The 22,849-nt window shown below is 63.4% G+C and carries 19 protein-coding genes; 7 read left to right on the top strand and 12 right to left on the bottom strand.

Annotated elements, in window-relative coordinates; translation table 11 throughout:
• Positions 1–167: 167 nt before the first annotated feature.
• From HGP13_RS01240 to HGP13_RS01255, 4 genes are all read right to left on the bottom strand, one after another.
• Positions 168–995: an SDR family NAD(P)-dependent oxidoreductase gene (locus tag HGP13_RS01240; RefSeq protein ID WP_172220414.1), complete on the bottom strand. Its 828-nt coding sequence runs from the start codon at positions 993–995 to the stop codon at positions 168–170.
• 98 nt (positions 996–1,093) lie between these two features.
• Positions 1,094–1,579 carry an acetone carboxylase subunit gamma gene (locus HGP13_RS01245; RefSeq protein WP_172220418.1) on the bottom strand — a complete coding sequence of 162 codons (486 nt, stop codon included), beginning with the start codon at positions 1,577–1,579 and terminating at the stop codon, positions 1,094–1,096.
• The gene (locus tag HGP13_RS01250; protein ID WP_172220421.1) at positions 1,576–3,780 is read right to left on the bottom strand and encodes a hydantoinase B/oxoprolinase family protein; all 2,205 of its coding nucleotides are present in this window, start codon (positions 3,778–3,780) and stop codon (positions 1,576–1,578) included. The genes HGP13_RS01245 and HGP13_RS01250 overlap by 4 nt, the downstream gene beginning before the upstream one ends.
• Before the next feature lie 13 nt (positions 3,781–3,793).
• Positions 3,794–5,923, bottom strand: a complete 2,130-nt coding sequence (locus HGP13_RS01255; RefSeq protein WP_172234577.1) for a hydantoinase/oxoprolinase family protein — start codon at positions 5,921–5,923, stop codon at positions 3,794–3,796.
• Between the two features lie 142 nt (positions 5,924–6,065).
• Here HGP13_RS01255 and HGP13_RS01260 point away from each other — a divergent pair, with 142 nt between their 5' ends.
• The 6 genes from HGP13_RS01260 to HGP13_RS01285 all read left to right on the top strand — a co-directional run bounded on the left by HGP13_RS01260 (position 6,066) and on the right by HGP13_RS01285 (position 13,713).
• Complete coding sequence (locus HGP13_RS01260) at positions 6,066–6,836, top strand: LuxR C-terminal-related transcriptional regulator (protein ID WP_172220424.1); 771 nt, start codon at positions 6,066–6,068, stop codon at positions 6,834–6,836.
• A 106-nt stretch (positions 6,837–6,942) separates the two neighbouring features.
• Positions 6,943–7,692: an SDR family NAD(P)-dependent oxidoreductase gene (locus tag HGP13_RS01265; protein WP_172220427.1), complete on the top strand. Its 750-nt coding sequence runs from the start codon at positions 6,943–6,945 to the stop codon at positions 7,690–7,692.
• Positions 7,693–7,928: 236 nt separating this feature from the next.
• Complete coding sequence (locus HGP13_RS01270) at positions 7,929–9,278, top strand: glucoamylase family protein (protein WP_172220430.1); 1,350 nt, start codon at positions 7,929–7,931, stop codon at positions 9,276–9,278.
• Complete coding sequence (locus HGP13_RS01275; RefSeq protein ID WP_172220433.1) at positions 9,268–10,791, top strand: mercuric reductase; 1,524 nt, start codon at positions 9,268–9,270, stop codon at positions 10,789–10,791. Before HGP13_RS01270 ends, HGP13_RS01275 begins: the two co-directional genes overlap by 11 nt.
• Before the next feature lie 160 nt (positions 10,792–10,951).
• Positions 10,952–12,142, top strand: a complete 1,191-nt coding sequence (locus HGP13_RS01280; RefSeq protein ID WP_246707252.1) for a glycosyltransferase family 4 protein — start codon at positions 10,952–10,954, stop codon at positions 12,140–12,142.
• The gene (locus tag HGP13_RS01285) at positions 12,139–13,713 is read left to right on the top strand and encodes a glycosyltransferase (RefSeq protein WP_172220439.1); all 1,575 of its coding nucleotides are present in this window, start codon (positions 12,139–12,141) and stop codon (positions 13,711–13,713) included. Before HGP13_RS01280 ends, HGP13_RS01285 begins: the two co-directional genes overlap by 4 nt.
• A gap of 69 nt (positions 13,714–13,782) precedes the next feature.
• On the opposite strand, the gene HGP13_RS01290 is transcribed toward HGP13_RS01285, so the two are convergent.
• Together HGP13_RS01290 and HGP13_RS01295 are read right to left on the bottom strand one after the other, a co-directional pair.
• Positions 13,783–14,358: a DUF1349 domain-containing protein gene (locus tag HGP13_RS01290; protein ID WP_172220442.1), complete on the bottom strand. Its 576-nt coding sequence runs from the start codon at positions 14,356–14,358 to the stop codon at positions 13,783–13,785.
• 54 nt (positions 14,359–14,412) lie between these two features.
• Positions 14,413–15,852: an aldehyde dehydrogenase family protein gene (locus tag HGP13_RS01295; protein ID WP_172220445.1), complete on the bottom strand. Its 1,440-nt coding sequence runs from the start codon at positions 15,850–15,852 to the stop codon at positions 14,413–14,415.
• Positions 15,853–16,126: 274 nt separating this feature from the next.
• Here HGP13_RS01295 and HGP13_RS01300 point away from each other — a divergent pair, with 274 nt between their 5' ends.
• On the top strand, positions 16,127–16,786 hold the full coding sequence (locus tag HGP13_RS01300) for a TetR/AcrR family transcriptional regulator (protein WP_172234578.1): 660 nt from the start codon (positions 16,127–16,129) through the stop codon (positions 16,784–16,786).
• A gap of 231 nt (positions 16,787–17,017) precedes the next feature.
• Here the strand turns inward: HGP13_RS01300 and HGP13_RS01305 are convergent, their stop codons facing one another.
• The 6 genes from HGP13_RS01305 to HGP13_RS01330 all read right to left on the bottom strand — a co-directional run bounded on the left by HGP13_RS01305 (position 17,018) and on the right by HGP13_RS01330 (position 22,847).
• Positions 17,018–17,503 (bottom strand): hypothetical protein, encoded by a 486-nt coding sequence (locus HGP13_RS01305; RefSeq protein ID WP_172220448.1) that lies wholly within the window; start codon positions 17,501–17,503, stop codon positions 17,018–17,020.
• 116 nt (positions 17,504–17,619) lie between these two features.
• Positions 17,620–18,180, bottom strand: a complete 561-nt coding sequence (msuE, locus tag HGP13_RS01310) for an FMN reductase (RefSeq protein ID WP_172220451.1) — start codon at positions 18,178–18,180, stop codon at positions 17,620–17,622.
• Positions 18,181–18,241: 61 nt separating this feature from the next.
• Positions 18,242–19,489, bottom strand: coding sequence for an SfnB family sulfur acquisition oxidoreductase (locus HGP13_RS01315; RefSeq protein WP_172220454.1), 1,248 nt, complete (start codon positions 19,487–19,489; stop codon positions 18,242–18,244).
• Positions 19,490–19,513: 24 nt separating this feature from the next.
• Positions 19,514–20,320 carry an ABC transporter ATP-binding protein gene (locus HGP13_RS01320; protein WP_172220457.1) on the bottom strand — a complete coding sequence of 269 codons (807 nt, stop codon included), beginning with the start codon at positions 20,318–20,320 and terminating at the stop codon, positions 19,514–19,516.
• Between the two features lie 78 nt (positions 20,321–20,398).
• Positions 20,399–21,736, bottom strand: coding sequence for an ABC transporter substrate-binding protein (locus tag HGP13_RS01325; RefSeq protein WP_172220460.1), 1,338 nt, complete (start codon positions 21,734–21,736; stop codon positions 20,399–20,401).
• Between the two features lie 70 nt (positions 21,737–21,806).
• Positions 21,807–22,847 carry a branched-chain amino acid ABC transporter permease gene (locus tag HGP13_RS01330; protein WP_172220463.1) on the bottom strand — a complete coding sequence of 347 codons (1,041 nt, stop codon included), beginning with the start codon at positions 22,845–22,847 and terminating at the stop codon, positions 21,807–21,809.
• Positions 22,848–22,849: the final 2 nt, after the last annotated feature.

Consider the following 22,849-nt stretch of genomic DNA (forward strand, 5'->3'; position numbering starts at 1 on the left):
AGAGCAGCCCACAGTTTCACGGAAACGACGAACCGCTCTAACTCCTTGTTTTAACGCAATTCCTGTGGGGAAACCGTTCACACTTTTCGTGGGATTGCTTTAGCGAACGGGGAGAGATCAGCCGGTAGCCCACCCAGAACGCCCGCCCGGATCAGGCTACGGGAACGCTACCACAGGGCTCCGCCGGTGATCTGTATGTTTTCCATGGTGATGCCCTTGGCCAGATCCGAGCATAGGAATACCGCCAGAGCGGCTATCTCCTGCGGCTGCAGCATGCGCTGCTGCGGGTTGCCCTTGGCAATCGCAGCCATCGCTTCTTCTGCCGTCCGCCCCTTGCCCTCGCGCTCGACGACCTGCGCGACATTGCGGCGCATCAGTTCGGTCTCGACCCAGGTCGGGCTGATCATGACGCAGGTGACGCCGTGTGCGGCCCCTTCCAGGGCCACGCAGCGGGTCAGGCCGAGAAGGCCGGCCTTGGAAGCGCAATAGGCCGGGTTATCCTTCCAGCCGACGGTGGCAGCGGTGGAGCCGATGTTGACGATGCGGCCCCAGCCACGCTCGATCATGGCGGGCAGCACGGCACGGGTGGCTCGGAAGGCGCCTGTGAGATTGGTATCGACGATCTTGTCCCAAAGCGCATCGGAATGGCCGCAGACCGGCTGCTCGGCGGTGGTGCCGGCGGCGTTGACCAGTATGTCGGCCGGACCGATGGCCGCCTCGGCTTCGGTGGCGAAAAGGTTGGTGACCTCACTGTCGCGAACATCGAGATGAGCGGCGTGAACCCTGGTTCCATGGGCCGACAGGGCCACGCGCACGCGCTCGATCTCGTCGGCGCCGGGATAGTAGGCGGCGTCGGACCTGTCAGTGCCGGCGGGGGCAATGTAGGAGCCGACGGCGACATTGGCGCCGGCCTGCGCCAGGGCCGTGGCAATAGCAAAGCCCATGCCGGAAAACCCGCCGGTGACGATCGCGCTGCGGCCGGAAAGATTTGTCATGTGGCCAGTCTCCGATGAAACGTCCGACACGCTATTCATAGGCTGGTGCCGGCAAAGAACGCTACCTTGCCCGCGACGCGGTTCACAACATCAGTTCCCTAAAGTGGCTTGCCCAGCCAGTCGCGGTAGAAACCTTCGAGGTCGGGTTCGAAATCATGCACGATCGGGTAGCCCGGGGCTGCCGCTTCCACCTCGTGCATGGTGCCGCATTTCGGGCAGATGAACTCGCGTATCTCCATCCACCGCGGGTCGGGAATGTCGCTGTTCGGATAGATCTCGCGCAACGCTTGCTCGGTGTTGCGCACGATGATCGCGGCTTTGAGCTTCCAGTTCTTGCGGTAGTCGCCGAAGGAATGGCCGCATTCGCAGCGGGTGATCCGCTCATCGCCGCTCTGGCAGATGAAGAGATGATCCGAGACCGGCAACAGGATCGGGTCCTTCCAGGCGACGCGGTCCTGGTAGACGGCGATCATCTTGAAGAAACGGTCATCGTCCTTGTAGGCGCTCATGATGCGCTTTGTCTGCGGCCAGGGCAGCTGGCCGGCGGCCAGATCGGCAAGGACTTCCTTGCTGTACGAGGTCATGGCTTTGCTCCCGGGATGAAGATCGATTTGGCGTCGACGTTCCAGAAATCGCTGAAATCCCTGGTGAAACGCGAGGAAAGCTTGATCGCGCTGGCGTACATTTTCTTCACCTCGGGGGCGAAGTCGGCCTTCTCGACGCGGCCACGCTCGGCGGCGATCCAGTCTGAAACGGGAATTGCCTTTGCCAGCCGCTCCTTGCGCATGGCGGCCCGGCGTTCGACCGTGGCGTCGATGTCGGCAACCGGATAGCCGTCGGCGTCGTCCTTCAGAACGATGCCGAAAATCTGGATCGCCGCTTCGCGGGTGAGGTAGCCGTTCTCGACGTCCCAGGCTGTCTTGATCGGATCGCGCTCCAGCACGTCACCGTAGCCGCCGCCGCCATTGTAGGAATGGCTGAAGATGTCGCCCGACTTGTGCGGCGCGGTGATGTAAGGGCCCTCGACCACGACATGGTCGCCGCCGATGTTCTTCTCGTAGTCGGAGACGTGCGGGTCGATGCCGGGCGCGTGTGCCAGCGGTTGGCCCTTGGCCGCCAGTTCGTGGATGTTGGAGTTGCGCACGGCGCGATGCTTCTGGCAGGTCGGCGCGGGATAGCCGCCGCACATGCCGCCATTGTCGAACACTCTGGAAGAGTGCTCCGAAGTGTGGAGCCGCAGATGCGAGGTCTTGTTGGTCAGCCAGGTAGAGACGAAAGAACAGCCGCCGCGATATTTGCCGGCGCCGCCCGAATTGGGAACGATAGAGCGGCCGATATAGACCATCGGCATCGACTGTTCCCAGACCTCGATGTTGCCCATGTCGGATTCCGGGTTCCAGCCGACATAGGCGGTGTCGAGACCGTCGGCGATGGCCAGCGCGCCGGAGCCGGCGGCGGCGCATTCGAAATGCGCCATGCCGAATGGCGTGCCGTACTGGCTCTCGCCGCCCATCTCGATCATCGGGCTGTTGACCTGGCCGACGAAGGCCTCTTCGACGAAACCGCGCGCGACGAAGCCGCGCGACAACAGCCGCTGGAACACGCCATAGGCCGGCAGCAGCAGCGCCCATGAGGTGGCGGTCGCCACCATCTCGTTGTCGGGATTGGTCCAGGTGCCGTGCGGCAGTTTCAGCTCGGTCGCCATCCAGGCGCCGTCATTGACCAGCCCTTCGAAATTCATGTGCTGGGTCAAGGTGACGAACATGCCGCCATCCATGCCGGCCGGCGTGCAGTTCATCGAATGGTAGCCCCAGGGCTGCGTGCCCTCGAAGTCCATGGTGATCTTGCCGTCGGTGGTGATCTCCATCTCGATCGGGATGTTGTAGAGCCAGTCCGGATCGCCGAGCAGCTGGAAGCCGGGTTTGCCCGCCGTCACGTGGCCATAGAAGGTGTGGCCGCGATAGATGCCGGGCACGGTGAGCTGGCGGGTGCGGGCGAGCTGGGCGCGACGGCCCTCCTCGATGAACTCCTTCGACACCTTCATCCAGTAATCGAGGCCGATCTCCGAGATCAGCTGCTTGACGCTTTCGCGCATGTCCATGCAGGAGGCGACCTTGGCCTTCTCGTCGAGCACCCAGTAGATCGGCATGCGCAGATTGCGCTCGCAACGAATGACGTAGTCGCGGCGGATCTCGTCGTTCTCGCCGATCTTCTCGGCGCAGACGAAAAGCCCTTCAGTGAAGCGCTCCTGCGCCAGGCAGACGTCGCCGCCAGGCGTGATGCCGCCGGCTTCCAGCTCGTGGCAGACAGCGCCGGCCCAGCCGACCAACGTGCCTTCATGGAAGATCGGCACCACGTCCATGACGTCAGGCACCTGCACGGTGCCGATGAAGGCATCGTTGTTGGCGAAGATATCGCCTTCGCGGATCTTCGGGTTTTCTTCGTAGTTGTTCTTGATCATCCATTTGATGAAGCGGCTCATCGTATGGACGTGCACCATGATGCCGTTGGACAGCGCGATGGCGTCGCCCTCGGGCGTATAGATGGCGACCACCATTTCACCGACCTCGCGCACCCCCGGCGAAGCCGAGATGCGACGCGCCATTTCGCGGGCCGAGACGCAGTAGGCGCGCAGCTTGGTATGCAACGTCTCGAATTTCAGCGGGTCCTGGTTGCGCAGCGTGAGTTCGGTGATGCCGTCATAGCAGCCGGTCTCTTCCATCAGCCGCTCGGAATCGAGCAGTCTTTCTCGAAGGCGCAGGGCCGAGGCAGGTTTGTCCAACATGGCGATCGCCCTCTCAAGCGTGGGTGTAGTGCAGCAGCGTCCATTCATCGACATGGACACGGTCCTGCGGATGAACGACGAGCGTGGTGGCGGGATGTTCGATGATGGCCGGACCGATCACTTCATGGCCGGGCTGCAGGAGATCCATCTCGTAGAGATTGGCCTTGTGCCAGCGGCCGCCGATATAGGCCTCGCGCACGCCCTTGTGGGCGGCTGCCGGGTCCGACTTGCCGAGCGGCCGCTTGAGCAGCACCGGCTTGACCTTGTCGGCGGTGGCGATGAGGCCAAGCTCGGTGATGGTGAAGCCGGCTTCACCATAGCGCGAGACGCGGTGGTTGACCTTGGCGTAGACCGCCTCGAATTCATCGATAACCCTGCGCATGTCGTCGGCCGAATTGACCTCCGCAAGCGGCGCCATGACTTCGACGTCCTCGAGCTGGCCGGTGTAGCGCATCATCAGGAACGGCACGGTCTTGATCTTGTCTCTGATATGGCCGTCGGTGATCATCTCGTCGACCGCTGCTTTGGTCAGGTCGTTCCAGACTGTGGTGACCTTGTTGCCGAAGGCGAGCAGTTCGTCATCGCTTGCTCGAGCGCCGATGTCGTGCTGCGTCGACACCGAGTGGCGGCGCATGAAATCGGCGGTGGTGCAGCCGAAGGCCGAGAAAGCGGCGGCGAACTGGAAGGTGATGATGTCCTTGAAGCCGATGCCCCTGGAGCAGCCGGCCAGATGCAGCGGGCCGGAGCCACCATAGGAAAGCAATGTGAATTCCGAGGGGTGGATGCCCTGGCCCGAAATGACGCGGCGCAGCGCGTTGTTGGCGTCGGCCTCCAGCATGTCGATCATGCCTTCGGCGGCCTCCTCGACGCCGACGCCAAGGATGCTGGAGCACTTTTTCTCGAACGCCTTGCGCGCCTTCTCGACCTGCAGCACAACCTTGCCGCCGAGGAAATAATACGGGTTGAGGCGACCGAGGATGGCGTCGCAATCGGCGATGGTGGGTTCCGTGCCGCCCTTGTCGAAGCAGATCGGGCCGGGATCCGAGCCGGCGCTTTCCGGCCCGAGCGAGACCTTCTTGGTCAGCGGGTCGACCTTGAGGATCATGCCGGCACCAGCGCCGATCGTGTCGAGATGCAGTGTCGGTACGTTGAGCTTGAAGCGATCCATCAGCGGCTCGTTCTCGATCCGCGTCTGGCCGCGCGAGATGACGCCCATGTCGAAGGAAGTTCCGCCCATGTCCGAGCAGATCAGCGAATCGTTGCCGATCAGCTTGCCGACATAGGCCGCGCCAAGGATGCCGCCGATCGGGCCGGAGATCATGGTTTCATGCAGGCGCGGATGGTTGATCGAGGTCAGTCCGCCGAAGGAGAGCAGCGTCTGCACGCCATATTTGAAGCCGTATTTCTTCGAGACATCCTCGATGCCCTTGAGCTGCTTGCGGCCGCGCGAGGTGGCATAGGCCTCGATCAGCACCGAGTTCAGCCGCGACTGTTCGCGGATGACCGGGCGGACCTCATGGCTGGTGTAGACGAGGATGTCGGCGCCGGCCTTTGCAATCTCCTCGCGGCAGATCTCGGCAATGCGCTTTTCGTGCACGGGATTGACGTGCGAGAAGATCGTCATGATGCAGATTGCCTCGACCTTGTCGCCGATCAGCTTCTTGGCTGCGGCAGCGACCTCATGCTCATAGAGCGGCAGCACGATGTCGCCGAACTGGTCGATGCGCTCGGTGACGCCATGGGTGCGGCGGCGCGGCACCAGCGGATCGGGATGGTGATGGGTGACCGCATGAAGCCGGTCGGCATAGGAATAGTCGGCCCAGGCCTGCAGGCCGCGGCCCATCAGGATCATGTCCTCCAGGCCTTTGGTGGTGATCAGGCCGAGCCGGCGGCCGGTGCGCGACAACAGCGTGTTGAGCATGCCGGTGCCGGAATAGAGCACGACGTTGACGCCGGAAAAGAGGGCCTCCAGCGAGATACCCCAGGCGTCCGCCGCCTCCTCGGCCGAGGCCAGGAAACCTTCGGCTTCGTTCTTCGGCGTGGTTGCCGACTTGCCGATCTTGAAGTGGCCGTCCTGATCGACAAGGATCGTGTCGGTCATGGTGCCGCCGGCGTCGATACCGATGACGATTGGGTTGCCGATGATGGGGGCGGTGAGGTTGGGTTGGGTCACGGTCGCCTCGAGATTGGGTCTAGGATGACGCGAGGCTAGATTCGAGGGGCGGCCTTGCGCCATATGCCTAAAGACACAATGACGGTCAGGCCGGGATCGCCGAGAAGAGGGCATGCGCATGGGCAATCTCTGGGCGCCGCTCGCCAAGGCGATCGCCGCCACCGGCACGGACAGGCATGTCGATTGCCTGATCGACCTGATTGGCGCTGATATCGAGCACGACCTCGTCACCGTGACGCGCTATTCGGCGACGCAGACACCGGAATTCGTCAAGCACCGGCGCTTTTCGGACGAGATGGTCCGGCTCTATCTCGACAACTACTATGTCTTCGACCCGTTCTATGCCTCGTGGCGGCGCGAACGCCGGTTGGGCATCATGCCGCTGAAACGGCTCGCCGACGATGAAGCCAAGCGCGGCCAGTATATAGCCGGCTTCCTGGCGCAGTCGGAGATCTGCGACGAGGTCGGCATCATGCTGGCCGATGGCGGCGACTGGTGCCTGGGCATCTTCCTCGATCGCTCGACCGCTTCATTCAAGGACAGCGAGATCGCCCTGCTGGACGAGCGGCTGCCGGTGTTCGAGGCGCTGCACGCGCTCGACATCAAAGCGCGTGGACGCGAGTTCTTCCGCACGTCGGCACCGACCAGCCCCGGCGCCTCGCCGCGGCAAGAGCCGACCATCCCGATAAGCCTGTGGCCGGAACTGTCACTGCGCGAGCGCGAACTTGTGCAACTGATCCTCGCTGGCCATCCGACGGCGAACATCGCCGAGCGCCTCGGCATCACCGTCGGCACCGTCAAGAACCATCGACGACGCATCTATGAAAAGCTCGACATCACCACCGAGCGGGAGCTGTTCCTGCAGTTTTTTCAGCACCGATAGCTGCCACCCCTGCTGGCCTACCAATATCCCGTTCGGCGACACCAATCGAACCTTGAACTTGGTTGCCGTTGACTTCACATTCGCCACCGATTGGGAGGACGACCATATGCCGAACTTCGCGGGACGCTTTGCCGAACGGACAGCGGTCATCACCGGCGGCGCTTCGGGCATCGGCCTGGCGGTTGCGCAGAGGATCGTCGAGGAAGGCGGGCGTGTCAGCGTCTGGGACCGTGATCCGGTCCAGATCGAACAGGCCAAGACTATCGTCCCTGGCCTGCATGGTGTTGCCATCGACGTCGCCGATGCCGCCGGCGTTGAAGGCGCCGCGGCACGGACAATCGAAGCCCTTGGCGGCGTCGATATCCTGGTCACCAGCGCGGCGATCACCGGGCCGAACATGACGACATGGGCCTATTCGACCGAGGATTGGCAGAAGGTCATCGACATCAACATCAATGGCGTTTTCTACTGCAACAAGGCGCTGGTGCCGCACATGCTCGAGCGCAACTATGGCCGCATCGTCAACATCGCCTCGATCGCCGGCAAGGAAGGCAATCCCAATGCTTCCGCCTACAGCACGTCGAAGGCGGCGGTGATCGGCCTGACCAAGTCGCTCGGCAAGGAACTGGCCAAGACTAAGGTGACGGTGAATTGCGTGACCCCGGCGGCCGTGCGCACCGCGATCTTCAAGCAGATGAGCCAGGAGCACATTGACTTCATGCTGTCTAAGATACCGATGGCGCGCTTCGGCGAGGTCGAAGAGGTGGCGGCGCTGATCTGCTGGATCGCCTCGGAAGAATGCTCGTTCACCACCGCCGCCGTCTTCGACGTTTCTGGCGGCCGCGCTACCTATTGAGCCCGGTCGAGGCATCCCCCCATTGGAGTATGCGACTACAATTCCGCGTGACGAGGCAACGATCGGAACTGGACAGGCTTATAGTGGCTGACGTCTGAATGGGCGGTGACATAACAGGATTTGCGGGAAAGCCATGACACGACGAGACAGTTTGGCACGGCCGATGGTCCATGGCCGCGATACCGGCACCGCGCGATCGACGGACGCTATGACCGACAGGCTGGAGTTTGCATCGCTTGCCTGAAGCAGATCTTGCCGCGCTGTCCGACGACGAGCTTCTGGACCGCTATCAGCGCGCGGCCTTCGATTATTTCCTCGAGACTGTGAACCCCGACAACGGCCTGGTCGCCGATACGTCGCGGCCGAATTCGCCGGCCAGCATCGCCGTCGTCGGTTTCGCGCTGTCCTGTTATCCGATCGGCGTCGAGCGCGGCTGGATGACGCGCGCCGCCGCGGTGGAACTGACCCTTGCGGCGCTGCGTTTCTTCTCGGCCAGCCCGCAAGGCAGTGGTGACGACGTCACCGGCCACAAGGGTTTCTACTACCATTTCCTGGATATGCGCACCGGCCTGCGTGTCTGGCGGTGCGAACTGTCGATGGTGGACACCGCCTTGCTGATGGCCGGCATACTGGTGGCCGCCGCCTATTTCTCCGGCGAGGACGGGAAGGAAGCCGAAATCCGGCAACTGGCCGAAGCGCTCTATCGGCGCGTCGACTGGCGATGGGCGCAAGGCAGCACGCCGACCTTGCGGCAAGGCTGGAAGCCGAAGAGCGGTTTTCTGCACTATGGCTGGGAAGGCTACAACGAAGCGACCATCCTTTACGTGCTGTCGATGGCCTCGCCCGAGCGCCCGACCTCCGACGACAGTTATGAAGCCTGGACGGCGACCTATCAGTGGGAAAACATCTACGGCCATGACGTGCTCTATGGCGGGCCGTTGTTCATGCACCAGTTCTCGCATGCCTGGATCGATTTCGCCGGCATCCGCGACGCCTTCATGCGCGAAAAGAATTCGGACTATTTCGAAAACAGCCGCCGCTCGACCTACCTGCAGCGCGACTATGCCCGCCACAACCCCTATGGGTTCGACGGCTATGGCGAGAACCTTTGGGGCCTTTCGGCGGGAGACGGGCCGGGCGGCTTCCGTGCCAGCGTCGAGCGACGGAGGCACCGGTTTTCCGGCTATGCGGCGCGCGGCGCGCCCTTCGGGCCGGATGACGGCACCATCGCGCCATGGTCCTATCCGGCGTCGCTGCCTTTCGCGCCTGACATCTGCCTCGCCGCCATGCGCCATCTCGGTGAGCGTTATCCGGAGGTTATCGACAATTTCCGGCTGCCGAGCGGCTTCAATCCGACCTTGGCCAACCGGCGAAAATTCGGCCGTAATGGCTGGGTGTCGGAAGGCCATTACGGGCTGGACCAGGGCATCGTGGTGATGATGATCGAGAACCACCGCTCGCGCCTGATCTGGCAGCTGATGCGATCCAATCCTCACATCCGCCGCGGCCTGGGCAAAGCGGGCTTCACCGGCGGCTGGCTATCCGAGCCGGCAGGTTCCGCATCAGGGGCCTATGATGCCGCGTGAACGGACAAAGGCCTTCCCCGTCGACCGCAATGACGTCGAGCTGATCCGGGCCGCGCATCCGCCGCGCTGGAAGAACCCGACCCCCGATGGTCCCTACAATCTCGTCGTCATCGGCGCCGGGCCGGCCGGGCTGACCGCGGCGCGTGACGCCGCAAGCCTTGGCGCCAAGGTCGCGTTGATCGAGCGCGGGCTGATCGGCGGTGCCTGTGTCAATGTCGGCGGCGTCCCGTCGAAGTCGATCATCCGCACGGCCAGGCTCTATGCCGACATGCGCGACGCCGAGAATTTCGGCGGCGACACGCCGGAGCGCCTTCGTGTCGACTTCGAGCGGGCCATGGTGCGGATGCGGCAGATCCGCCAGCGGCTCAGCCGCGCCGATTCGGCCACGGCCATCGCTTCGGAAGGCATCGACCTCTTTTTCGGCGAAGCCCGCTTTGGCGGACCGGATACGGTTGAGGTCGCCGGCAAGACGCTGCATTTCAAGAAGGCCGTGGTCGCGACCGGCGCGCATCCGAGTGGGCCTGAGATTCCAGGACTTGCCGAGGCCGGCTATCTCGACAATGAGAGCATGTTCAACCTCACAAAATGCCCTGAGCGGCTACTCGTCATCGGCGGCGGGCCGCTTGGCTGCGAGACGGCGCAGGCCTTCTGCCTGCTCGGCGCGAAAGTCATCCTGGCGCAGAACGATCCGATGTTCCTGCCCGGCGAGGAACGCGACGCCGCGCAGATCCTTTCGGACGCTCTGGCGCGCGAGGGGGTCGAGGTGCGCCTCAACACCGAGGTGGTGGCGGTGCGGATAGAGGGCGGCAAGAAGCTCGCAGACCTGATGCGGGACGGCGACACGACGACGATTTCCGTCGACGAGATCATCACCGGCGTCGGCCGTTCGCCCAATGTCGATGGCCTCCGCCTGGAAGACGCCGGGGTGGCGTATGACGCCGACGGCATCAAGGTGGACGATCACCTGAGAACCACCAATCCACACATCTACGCGGCGGGCGACGTGTGCCTGGAATACAAGTTCACCCGTACCGCCGAAGCGACGGCGCGCATTGTCGTGCGCAATGCGCTGTTTCGCGGGCGCGAAAGGCTCAGCGAACTCGTCGTTCCCTGGTGCACCTATACCGATCCGGAGATTGCCCATGTCGGGCTCTATCCGATCGAGGCGCGGCAGAACGGCATTCCGGTCAAGACCTATACGGTGCTGATGCATGATGTCGCCCGTGCCGTGATGGACGGCGAGGAGGAAGGGTTCGTCAAGATCCATGTCCGGGAGGGATCCGACCGTATCCTCGGGGCGACGGTCGTCGCCAGCCATGCCGGCGAGATGATCAATGCGGTGACGCTCGCTATCCGGTCGGGCATGGGATTGCACGCTCTGGCCGATGTCATCCATCCCTTCCCGACGCAGGCGCAAGGCATCAAGATGGCGGGCGACGCCTACAGGCGAACCCGCTTCACCTCCTTGCGCAGGCGCCTGGCGGCACGCTGGCTGGCGTGGTCCAGGCGATGAGCTTCGCGGCCCGCCAAGGGCTCAGGGCGGAAGTATTCAAAATAGACAGTGCTTGACGAAAGCCTTGTTCAGCTAAACAAGGTGGCGCCGATGCTTGTGGTCACGGAATCGTTCTGAAATGCCATCTGAATTAGGCCCCCTGCCTGGCACAACGCCGCCAGTGTCCGCTCCCGCGCACGCGGCCGAGAAGCGCACGCTGGTCGTGTCGCACGACCCGGCCTTTCCGCCGGCTTCGGGTTCGGATCTGAGAAACTTCCGCAACGCCGAAGCGGCTGCCAGGTTCGGACCGGTCTGCCTGGTTTCGGTGAAGCCGAAGATAGCAGCGAATGCTCCCGGTCCGTCAATCCGCGTCGAGGGCCTGTCGATCACGGGAGAGCCCCGCACGGCCTCGATCGGCTGGTGGCGCTCAAGGGCGGAGAACCGCATACCGCGTTCCGCCCTGACGCGGCTCGAGGCACTCGCCCGTGAATTCCGGCCGGACACCATCATTGTCGAGAGCGTCAGCCTGTTCAAGCTGCTGCGGCCCCTGCGGCCGCTGGCTGAGCAGCTCATTCTCGACATGCACAATGTCGAGTCCGACCTGGCCGGGCAGATCAGGCGTCTCAGTGCCAAGCGAACCGCGGCGGCATTCGGCGTCAGGTTCCTCGAGAGGAAGGCACTGTCCCTTGTCGACAGGGTCTGGGTCTGCTCGAACCTGGATCGCCAGAAGCTGATGACGCTTTCCCGGCACAAGATCCCGATCGACGTCGTTCCGAACGGAATTCCGCAAGCCGGGGATGGTCCCCTGCCCGCTGAGCCGTCGACCGGCAACGGCTTTCCGGTGATCGTGTTCATCGGCCATCTCGCCTATCCGCCAAACGTCGATGCCATGCAGCGATTGACCAGTGTCATATTGCCCCGTATCCGCAACGCCCTGCCGGATGCCAGGCTCGTCGTGGCGGGACGCACCCCGACACCGGAGGTGCGGGCATTGGCTGGATTGCCCGGTGTGGAGCTCATCGAAGACCCCGTGGATGTGGCGCCGTTCTTGTCGAGCGCGCATCTGACCATCGTCCCGCTGACGGCGGGCGGCGGCACACGCATCAAGATCCTGGAAGCAATGGCCGCGGGCGTGCCGGTGATCGCCACGCCGGTCGCGGCCGAAGGCCTGGACCTGGTCGAAAATGACGAGGTGCTGCTGTCTCCCTCCGACGACACGCTTGCCGAGATGGCCATCGGACTCTGCCTCGATCCCGAACGCAGGGCGCGGCAACGGCTTCGCGCGCATCAGGCGGTGTGGGCAAGGTTCAGCCCGCAAGCGATCCGCGACGCCGTTCGTGACGGGCTTGGACTGAACGGTGCCGCCGGATGATTCCAGCAATCCTGCACCAGTCTTGGAAAACCGACACCATTCCCGCACGCTTCCAGACCTATGCCGACAGCTGGAAGCGGCATAATCCGCACTGGATGATGATGTTCTGGAGCGACAGGATGCTGCTCGAATTCGTGGCCGAGCATTACCCGGACTTCCTGCCGATGTTCTGCAGCTACACGAATGGCGTGCAGCGGTCGGACGCGGCCCGCTATATGCTCCTGCATCATTTTGGCGGGGTCTATGCCGACATCGACTGCGAATGCGTCGCCGCCTTCGATCCGATCATGGACGAGACCCGTGTCGTGCTGTGCAAGGAGCCGGCGTCGCATGCGGCCGTCCAGGCGGATTTCCGGGGCCTGCCCTATCTGCTGTTCAACGGGACAATGGCGAGCCCGCCTCGCCATCCATTCTGGCTGCATCTCCTGTCCATGATGCCGGGGCTCGCCGGCGCCAAGGATGTGCTCGACGCGACCGGTCCTTGCCTTTTGACCTCCGCACAGCGCGGTTACAGCGATCAGGCGGCCTTCGCCATTCATCCTTCCAGCCTGTTCACGCTGGTGACATCGGCCGGCAGCACGGAGCGTGAGGCCGACGACGGCACGCCGGCACTTTCGATCCATCACTGGGCCGGCACATGGTGGACTCCGGAGCCACCGCCGAAATGGACAACCAAACTGCGCAACCGAGCCTATCGGCTCCGGTACCAGCTGACGCGCGGCGCGTTTCTGGATGAGGCCGTTGCGAAAGCCAGTGTCGACAAGGCGGTCCTGGCGGCACCGCCGCCTTCAGGCCAGAACATCGCCGTTCTGGTGCCGCTTCGCGACGCCGCCGACCTCATCCAACCCTTTCTCGATGCGCTGGATGGGCTCGATTATCCCAAGGACAGGATCAAGCTCGTCTTCTGCGAAGGCGACAGCCTGGATGGAAGCTGGGACCGGCTGCGGGCCTCTACAAAGCAGTTAGCCGGCAAATATCGCGACATTATCCTGCTGCAGAAGCAGGTTGGAACCCGGCTCGACAGGGCAAAACGGGCAAAGCCTCGCATGCAACGCGTAAGGCGCGGTGCGATTGCCAAGGTGCGCAATTACCTGATCGATCACGGGTTGAAGGAAGACGACGACTGGGCGCTATGGATCGATATCGATGTCTGGCGCTTTCCCGCCGATGCCCTCAACCGACTGATCGCCACTGGACATCGCATCGCGGTGCCCAACTGCGTGAAGATCGCCGGCGGCGGCAGCTTCGACTTCAACAGCTTCGTGATCAGACGACAGATCAAGGATTATCGCTACTATCGCGACATACGCGGAGGTCTTCACCAGCCTCGGGCGCAAACGCCACACCGGTATCATCTCAGCGATGTCAGGCATCTCGATATCATCGGCCTTGATGCGGTCGGCGGGACCATGCTTCTGGTCGATGCCGCTCTGCATCGCGGCGGCCTTCGCTTCCCCGAACTTCCCTATCGCGACCTGATCGAGACCGAAGCCTTTGGCCTGCTCGCCAACGATCTCGGCATCCGGCCGGTCGGTTTGCCGAAGCTGGAGATCCTACACGTCCCCTGGTGAAACGGCTGCCTGCCGAAGCTCCAGCCGCAGCGGCTCCGGACACACCTGTGGCCGCGATGTCGCCAGCCGTCAGTCGTGCAACTCCCGCGAAATCGGCGGCCCGACCGAAAATCCGGAGAATGCGACCTCGAAACCCTCGCGCTGCGGCGAGCAGCACATCATGCCGACATCGACCGTCTTCGAGACCGGGAAATAGGCAAGCCGCACCGGCTTCCAATGGCCGTCCGAAGCATCGAGATACTGGACGCGGATCGCCTCGCCATGGCGGGTCAGGCGGATCCTGACGCCGTTCGGATCGGCATGAATGGCAACCAGCGACCAGTCCGATGTGTCGTTGGTGACGACGACGGAGACATAGGCAAGGCCGTCGGTGTATTCGATGCCGGCCTTGATCCAATGCGTTTCGCTCAGCCGGATCATCAGCCCGGCCTGGTCATAGAGCACCTTGTAATCGCCCTTGACCGTGACTTCAGCGCTGAAGTCGCCCTCAACCGGCCGACGCAGGAAGTGGCCGTTGTCACGCCAGAAGCCGTAGAAGGTCTCGCGCCAGAAATCGGTCTCCTTGCCGGTGCGTACACGAACGGCATCGCCGTCGATGGCGTGATGCGGCGGCGGGTTAAGCCAGGTCAGCTCCTGCAATGCCATTGCCCCGTGCCGTTTCCACGGTGAAAGCTCGCCGGCCGATGAGCCGGCGCCCGATCAGCCTGCAAATGTATAGGCGGTCTTGACGGTGGTGTAGAACTCCGCGGCATAACGGCCCTGTTCGCGCGGGCCAAAGCTCGAGCCTTTGCGGCCGCCGAAGGGCACGTGGAAGTCGACGCCCGCCGTCGGCAGGTTGACCATGACCATGCCGGCCTCCGAATTGCGCTTGAAATGGGTGGCGTGCTTCAGGCTCGATGTGCAGATGCCCGAGGTCAGCCCGAAGGGCGTTTCGTTGGCGATGGCAAGCGCCTGGTCATAGTCCTTGACGCGGATGACGCTGGCGACAGGGCCAAAAATCTCCTCGCGCGAACTGCGCATGGCATTGGTGGCCTCGGTTAGCAGCGCCGGGCTGAGGTAGAAGCCCGGCGTCTTGCGGTCGAGCCGTTCGCCGCCGAAGGCAAGCGTGGCGCCTTCCCTGACGCCGATGGCGATATAGTCCTCGTCCTGCTGCAGCTGTGTCGCGTCGACGACCGGGCCGATCTGGGTCTGCGCGTCGAGCGCGTCGCCGATCACCAGCTTGCCCATGCGGTCCTTCAGGGCATCGACGAAACGGTCATGGATACCTTCGGTGACGATCAGCCTGGAAGAGGCCGTGCAGCGTTGGCCGGTCGAGAAGAAAGCACCGTTGAGCGCGCAATCGACGGCGACCGCGAGATCGGCGTCGTCGAGCACGACCAGCGGGTTCTTGCCGCCCATTTCAAGCTGGAACTTGCGCATGTGCTCCACACTTGCTGCCGCGACCCGCTTGCCGGTGCCGACCGAGCCGGTGAAGGTAATGGCGTTGACGTCGGGACTGTCGAGCATCGCCTGGCCGACCACCGAACCCTTGCCCATGACCAGATTGAGCACGCCCTTGGGCAGGCCGGCGCGATGCAGGATGTCGACGATCGACCAGGCGCTTTCGGGGACGAGTTCGGCCGGCTTGAAGACGATGGTGTTGCCGTGGGCCAGCGCCGGAGCGATTTTCCAGGCCGGGATGGCGATGGGGAAATTCCACGGCGTGATGATACCGACGACGCCGACCGCCTCGCGCGTGATCTCGACGCCGACACCCGGCCGCACGCTTGGCACCATCTCTCCGGTCAGACGCAATGTTTCGCCGGCAAAGAAATCGAATATCTGAGCGGCGCGAATGGTTTCGCCGATGCCCTCGGCCAGCGTCTTGCCTTCCTCACGCGCCAGATTGCGGCCGATTTCGTCCTTGCGCGCCATGATCTCGTCGGACGCCTTCTTCAGCACCGCGTGGCGCGCCAGCGGACCGGAGCGTGACCATGCCGGAAACGCCGCCTTGGCCGCCGCGATGGCCTGCTTGGCCTGTTCGACACCCGCCGAGGCGTATTCGCCGACGACGTCGCCGGTGTCCGAGGGGTTGATGTTGCGGGACCCGGCATCGCCGACCCACTCGCCATCGATGAGGTTCTTTCGAAACTGCGCCATGTCCTGGTCTTTCCTGCTGGTTGGCCGCGCGGCGGCATCTGTCTGAATTGGTATTTGCCAGACAAATGCCTTGCGGGAAAGCACGCACTGACCGAATAGCCGCGACAAAAATCCCCAGGCCTGCCGCTCCGCCGATCGTGCGGCGGCGTCAGCGCCCCATCGATAGCAACCCGGCTAATTTCCGCGAGACGCCCGCCAGGCCCAAACGAATTGCCCTAGACAGATATGTCCATAGCCTTGATTTGCCTGATGTGGCGTGTCATGCGTCGTGATGATGGCAGCACTCGAAACGACGATTCAGCGTGCCGGCGCCACCGGCAACATCAAGGCCACTCGTGAAGACTGGCTGAAGCTGGCGCTTGAAACATTGATCTCGGATGGTGTCGAACGCGTCCGCGTGCTGACGCTTGGCCAGCAGCTCGACGTCTCGCGTTCCAGCTTCTACTGGTATTTCAAGAGCCGCCAGGATCTGCTCGACCAGTTGCTGGACTATTGGCGGCAGACCAACACCAGGTTCATCGTCGAGCGCGCCTCGCGACCTTCCGCGACCGTCATCCGCGGGGTGATGAGTATTTTCGAATGCTGGGTCGACGAGAGGCTGTTCGATCCCCGGCTGGACTTCGCGATCAGGGCCTGGGCCCGCCGCTCGCCCGCAATCCGGCGCGCACTCGACGAGGCCGACGAGGAGCGCGTCAATGCCATACGCGACATGTACATACGTCATGGCTATGAGGAAGAAGATGCGTTCGTGCGGGCGCGCGTGCTCTATTTCATGCAGATCGGCTATTACTCGCTCGAGCTCAACGAGCCGATGAGCACCCGCCTGGCTCAGGTCGCCTCGTATCTGCGCAGCTTCACCGGCCAGGAGCCTCCGGCAGAAGATGTCGAGGACTTCGCCCGCTATGTCGAGAAGACGCTTTCCGGCAAACAGTAGACGCGCCATCGGCCGGCCCGTCCCGACAGCTCTCCTGACGACATAGGTAGGGCGCCCAGCCCTTGACCAGCACGCCCAGCCTGCGGGCCGACTCCGCGAGCGCCGTCATGACCTGACGGAGAGCCGGGCTGCAGGTGTTCGACGTCGAAGGCCCCGCGCTCGATGCTCTTATCGCACGTGGAACAACGCTCGATCCAAGCCAGCGCAGGCGGACGAATATTCCGCTCTTTTCTAGAGCGCGAACGACCAGAACAGGCAAGCCAGCGTCGCGGCGGCGAAGATCACGAAGAACAGGCTGCGCAACAGCACGTTGCGGCGCAATTCGTTCATGACGAAGTGGCAGCCGACCACCGCCACGGCAAACAGGAACCGCCAGTTCAGCAACGCGAGCAACGCATTGCCCTGACCGAAGGCCCATCGGGCGAGAAGGCCGCCGACAATGGTGGCAAACAGCACGATCACCGTCCAGAAGATCGCGTCGGCGGCATGGGTCAGCACAATGCTGGCCGCCCTGATCGGCAGGATCATCATCAGCAGTGCGCTGAAGAAGAAGACGGCAGCCAACGGGATGAAGGTTCCGGCATCGGCGATGCCGTCGAGGCGCCTGGCACCGATCGCGCCATAGGGATAGCCGTGCCGGGCCACCGCAAGGCTCAGCGCCATGAGCAAGGCGGTTAGCACGGCGACGAGTGCGAAGGTCGTGAGGGCTTTGCTCATGGTGTTCCTGTCCCGGGCGAATCAGACAGGAACTTTGTAGCGGGGCGGTCGTAAATTGCACGTAAGCGAGGTGTTGCCCCGGCGGATTTCGATCGGCGAAATCCGCTGTCGGGCTGCTACTCCGCGGCGACCCTGCTCGACGAGCGGTTGGCCAGCACGAAGCCGACCTCGTCCACCGCCTGCGCCGCGCGCTTAAGGATGGCCTCGGAGCGCAATACGCCGTCGGTGAAATCCTTGTCGGTGGCGTAGACGGCGGTCGGCAGCGTAAAGGCCTCGAAGAAGCCGAACAGTGGCCGCAGCTGGTGCTCGACGATCAGGGCATGACGCTCGCCGCCGCCGGTCGCGGTCAAAAGGATGGGCTTGCCCCGCAGTGCCGCCGGATCGATCAGGTCGAAGAAGTGCTTGAACAGTCCGGTATAGCTGCCCTTGTAGGTCGGCGAGCCGACCACTAGCACATCAGTGGCGAGTATCTGGGCCAGGATCGGTTGCGCCTGGCTGTCGAGGTCTCGCGCCCACCTTGCCGTGCCTAGCGACGGGCCGACATCCTCGATGTCGTAGGTAACAGCCGACTGGCCGTGGCGGGCGGCGATATCCCTGGTGACCAGTTCGACGAAAGCGCGCGTCTTTGACGGCCGGGTGATATTGCCGGAAAAGCCGACGACTGTTGGGTTTGACATGGCAGTGGGCCTCTTGGATGTCGAGTTTGAAGTGGCGGGCCACCGGCCCGGCGACGGGAAATCAGCTCCAGGCGTGCAGCGGCGGATTTTCGCCGTTGAGGAAATATTTGCCGAGGATCGAGTACTTCCAGCGTACCGGATCGTGCAGCGTGTGGGTGCGGGCATTGCGCCAATGCCTGTCGAGATTGTGCTCGGCCAGAGTTGAGCGCGTGCCGGCCAGTTCAAACAGCTTGTTGGTCGCGGCGATCGCAATCTCGGTTGACAGGATTTTCGCCTCGGCAGTGACGATCTGCGCATGCGCCACCGTCTCCGCCGTCGGCTTGGCCACTGCCGTGTCAATGGCGCGGCCGGCCTTTTCGAGCAGCGCCTGCGCGGCGTGCAGGCGCAGCGTCAGGTCGCCGACCGCCTGGATGGTGTAGGGATCGTCCCAGGCATTGTCGACGCCGCTGTCGATCCAGGCGCGGCTTCTGGTCCTGACGAAGTGAACCGTCTCGTCGATCGCCGCCTGCGCAATGCCGGTGTCGACCGCCACCTGGATGATCTGGAAGATGGCGCCGTCGGCGGTCGGTTTGTCATAGCCCTTGTAGCCGGGCACCAGATGCGTCTTCGGCACCTTGACGTTGTCGATGATGACGGTGCCGGACAAAGTCGTGCGCTGGCCGAAGCTCGACCAGTCGTCGATGACGGTGAGGCCCGGCGCGCCACGGTCGGCGATCGCATACCAGGCACGGCCTTCGTCATCGAGCGCCACGATCGGCACCAGATGGGCAAGCAGCGCGCCGGAAGAATAGAATTTCCGGCCATTGACGACGACATGGTCGCCGGCATCGGTGAAGCGGGTCTCGAAATCGGCGGCGCGCTTGGATCCGAACTCGGAAAAGGCATTGCCGAACCGCGTGCCCTTCAGCGCTTCGGCGAACAGCAGTTTCTGCTGTTCCGCATCCGACACGGTGTGGATCGCGGCGATGACGCCGAGATGGTTCTGGGCGATCTGGCCGATGGAGGAATCCGCTGCCGAGATGATCTCGATCACCTTGGCCAGCGTGACGTAGGACACTTCCGGTCCGCCGAAGGCCTTCGGCACATTGATCGACCACAGGCCGCTTTGCGAAAAGGCGTCGAGTTCGGCAACCGGCCAGATGCGCTCGCGATCGCGCTTGGAGGAGTCCTTGACGAATTCGGCGGCGAGCGCACGGGCGACCGCGATCGCCTCGGCGTCGTCCTTGATGATGTGTGCCGGCACCGACGGCCTTGCGACCGGTGGCACGGCGGCGGAGGCGTGGTCTGTCTTGACGGTCGAGACGGTCATTTCACTGCTCCTTGATATCTGGTTTCAGGCAACGGCATGGAGATGGGCTGGTTTGGCAGCTCGCGATGGCTGTTGGCCGGTGGTCGATTGACCGAGATAGAAGGCACGCACGTCCTCGCGCTGGCGAAGATCCGCAGCCGCGCCGGAGAGAACGGAGACGCCGTTTTCGAGCACCGTGGCGTGGTCGGCATAGCGCAGAGCGACAGCGGAATTCTGCTCGGCGACCAGGATGGACAGGCCGGTCTCGCGGTTGAGTTTTCTCAGTGTCTGAAAGATGTCCTGGACAATCAGCGGGGCAAGCCCCATCGACGGCTCATCGAGGACCAGCAGGCGCGGCCGCGACATCAGCGCCCGGCCGATTGCGGTCATCTGCTGTTCGCCGCCGGAGGTCAGGCCTGACAATGTCCGGCGCTTTTCCCTGAGGCGGGGGAAATAGCCGTAGATACGTTCGAGATCCGTGTTGATCTGGGTACGGCGGCCGCTGCGGCCGATGCCACCGGCGATCAGGTTTTCCTCGACGGTGAGGCTCTTGAAGCAGTGGCGGCCTTCCAGCACCGGAACCAGGCCGGTGCGCACGAGGTCGCCCGGCTTGCGGCGCGAGACATCCGAGCCATCATAGTGGATGGTGCCGGCATTGACCTGGCCGCGCTCGGCCGGCAGCAGGTTGGAGACGGCCTTCAGCGTGGTGGTCTTGCCGGCGCCGTTGGCGCCAAGCAGCGCCAGGATCTCGCCGCGCCGGATCTCGAAGGAGACGCCATGCAGCGCCGTGATGGCGTGGTTGTAGGTGGCGTGGACCCTGTCCACCGCAAGGATGACGTCATTGTCCGGCATGGCTCTTCCTCCGCGGTCCGAGAAACCCTGGAGGCCGGGCACCACGGAAACCTCTCCGTGGCGCCCGGCATCGGCTGGTCAGTTGGTGGTCACGGCGTTGGCATCATCGGCGGTGCGCAGCTTGATGCCCTTCTCGGCGGCATAGGCCTCTGCAGACTTCTCGATGATCGGCCGCAGCAGCGCCCAGTCCGGCGCGATCCAGTCGGAGACGACATTCCACTTCTTGCCGTCCCACTGCTGGAAGGTCACGTAGCCCTCGCCCTCGTGATTGTCCCAGCTGACATTGATCGAGTGGAACAGGTCCTTGGCGCCGAGCGCCTCGACCTTGGCCGGATCGAGGTTGAGATGTTCGAAGCCCCAACGGACTTCGTCGCCGGTCAGCGTGCGATGGCCGAACTTCTCCTGCGCGACACGGATCGCCTCGACATTGAGGATGCCGTTGACGATGCCGAGATTGTGGTAGACCGAGCCGATGCGCGACTTGTCTTCAAGGTTGCCCTTGCCAGCGCCGTAGACGGTCTTCACGATCTCCTGCACCACCGGATAGGAGTTGCCGGAAGCCTGTGTGGTGATGGCGGTGTAGCCCTTGGCGGCGTCGCCGGCGGGGATGACATCCTCTTCCGAATTCGACCAGACATTGCCGACGATGTGGTCGACGGGATAGCCGACCTTGACCGCCGTCTTCAGCGCCACCGGGTTCATCACGCCCCAGCCGCGCAGGACGACGAAATCCGGCTTGGCGCTGCGGATGGTCAACCACTGCGACTGCTGCTCGTTGCCGGGATGCGGCACTTCGATCTGCTGCACGGTGAAGCCGTATTTCTGCGCCAGCAATTCATAGATCGGGATGGTCTCCTTGCCATAGGGCGAGCCGTGATAAAGCACGACGATCTTCTTGCCCTTCAGCTTGTCGATGCCGCCTTCCTTCGAGGCGATGTAATTCACGATGCCCGAGGTCTCGCTGTAGGGGTTGAGCAGCAGTGGGAAAACGTAAGGGAAAACGCGTCCGTCGGTGGAATCGGTGCGGCCGTGGTTGACGGTGATCAGCGGCACCTTGTCGGCGGTGATGCGGTCGATCATGGCATAGGCGATGCCGACCGAGAGCGGGTTCCAGGCAGCAGCGGCGGCATGGCTCTTCTGCCGCTCGTAGCATTCGACGCCGCGCTCGACCTCGTATTGGGTCTCGCACTCATCCCAGGTCAGCTTGACGCCATTGACGCCGCCGTCGCGGATGTTGATGAGGTTGAGGTAGTCGATGAAGCCGCCAAAGAAGCCGGTGCCGCCGGCCGCATAGGGGCCGACGCGATAGCTCTGCAGCGGGAAATATTGTTCATCGGCGTGGGCGGCGGGCAAGGCCACCGACACAATCATCGCCGCGGACAGCGCCGCCGCCTTGATGGTGCTGAGGAAGGTCATTGTCAGGGTACTCCCGGTATGGGCCGTCTTGGTTCGGCCTCTGGTTCATTTTCAAATGCGAATGCGGGGCTCAGGTCGACTGCCAGGCGAACAGGAGCCGTCTTCGGACCCTGTCCCACAGGGCAACCAGCCCATCGGGTTCCAGGATCAGAAACAGGATGATGAGGGCGCCGAGCACGATGCGCTGGCTCATGTCGAGCACGCCCGAGTCGAAGACATCGCCGAGCAGGAAGCCGCCGAGGCGAGACAGAGCGAGCGGGAAGACAACGATCAGAGCGGCGCCGAAGAAGGCGCCACGGATCGAAGCGAGGCCGCCGATGATGATGATGAACAGGATCTGGAACGAGCGGTCGAGATCAAAGCCGGCCGGCTCGACGGTTCGCAGATAGGCGAAGGCCCAGATGACGCCGGCGACACCGATGATGAAGGAGGAGATGGCGAAGGCCAGAAGCTTGGTCTTCAGCACCGGAATGCCGATGATGCGGGCAGCGGTTTCATTGTCGCAGATGGCGATGAAGTTGCGCCCGGTCTGCGACGACACCAGCCGATAGGCCAGGAAGGTGAGGATGCTGACGATGGTGAGCGCAAAGAGATAGCGGCCGACGGCGCCGTCGAACGCGAAGCCTGAAATCGACAGCTTCGGCGCGTCGATGACGCCGGACGCCGAGTCGTTGGAAAACCAGCTGAACTTGGTCAGCGTCCATTGCACGAAGAACTGCGCGGCAAGCGTCGAGACGGCGAGATAGAAACCCTTCAACCGCAGGCTGGGCAGGCCGAAGACGATGCCGATCGCGGCGGCGACAATGCCGGCGAGAAAGATGCTGCCGATCAGCGGCAGGCCATCGACGCGCAAGTTGAAATTGTAGGCGGCGAAGGCGCCTGCCGCCATGAAGGCGGCGCTGCCCAGCGAAACCTGGCCGGCATAGCCTGTGAGGATGTTCAAGCCCACGCCGGCAAGGCTGAGCGCCAGGAACGGCAGCAGGATGGCCTCGAACAGATAGCTTGAGCCGATCAGCGGCACGACGCCATAGGCGATGGCGAGCAGCAGAACGGGCACGATCCATTTCGGCAGGGCTGGCGCCGTGGAGAAATCGCTTGTGATCGCTGCCATGG

The sequence above is a fragment of the Mesorhizobium sp. NZP2077 genome (assembly GCF_013170805.1).
Lineage (GTDB): Bacteria > Pseudomonadota > Alphaproteobacteria > Rhizobiales > Rhizobiaceae > Mesorhizobium.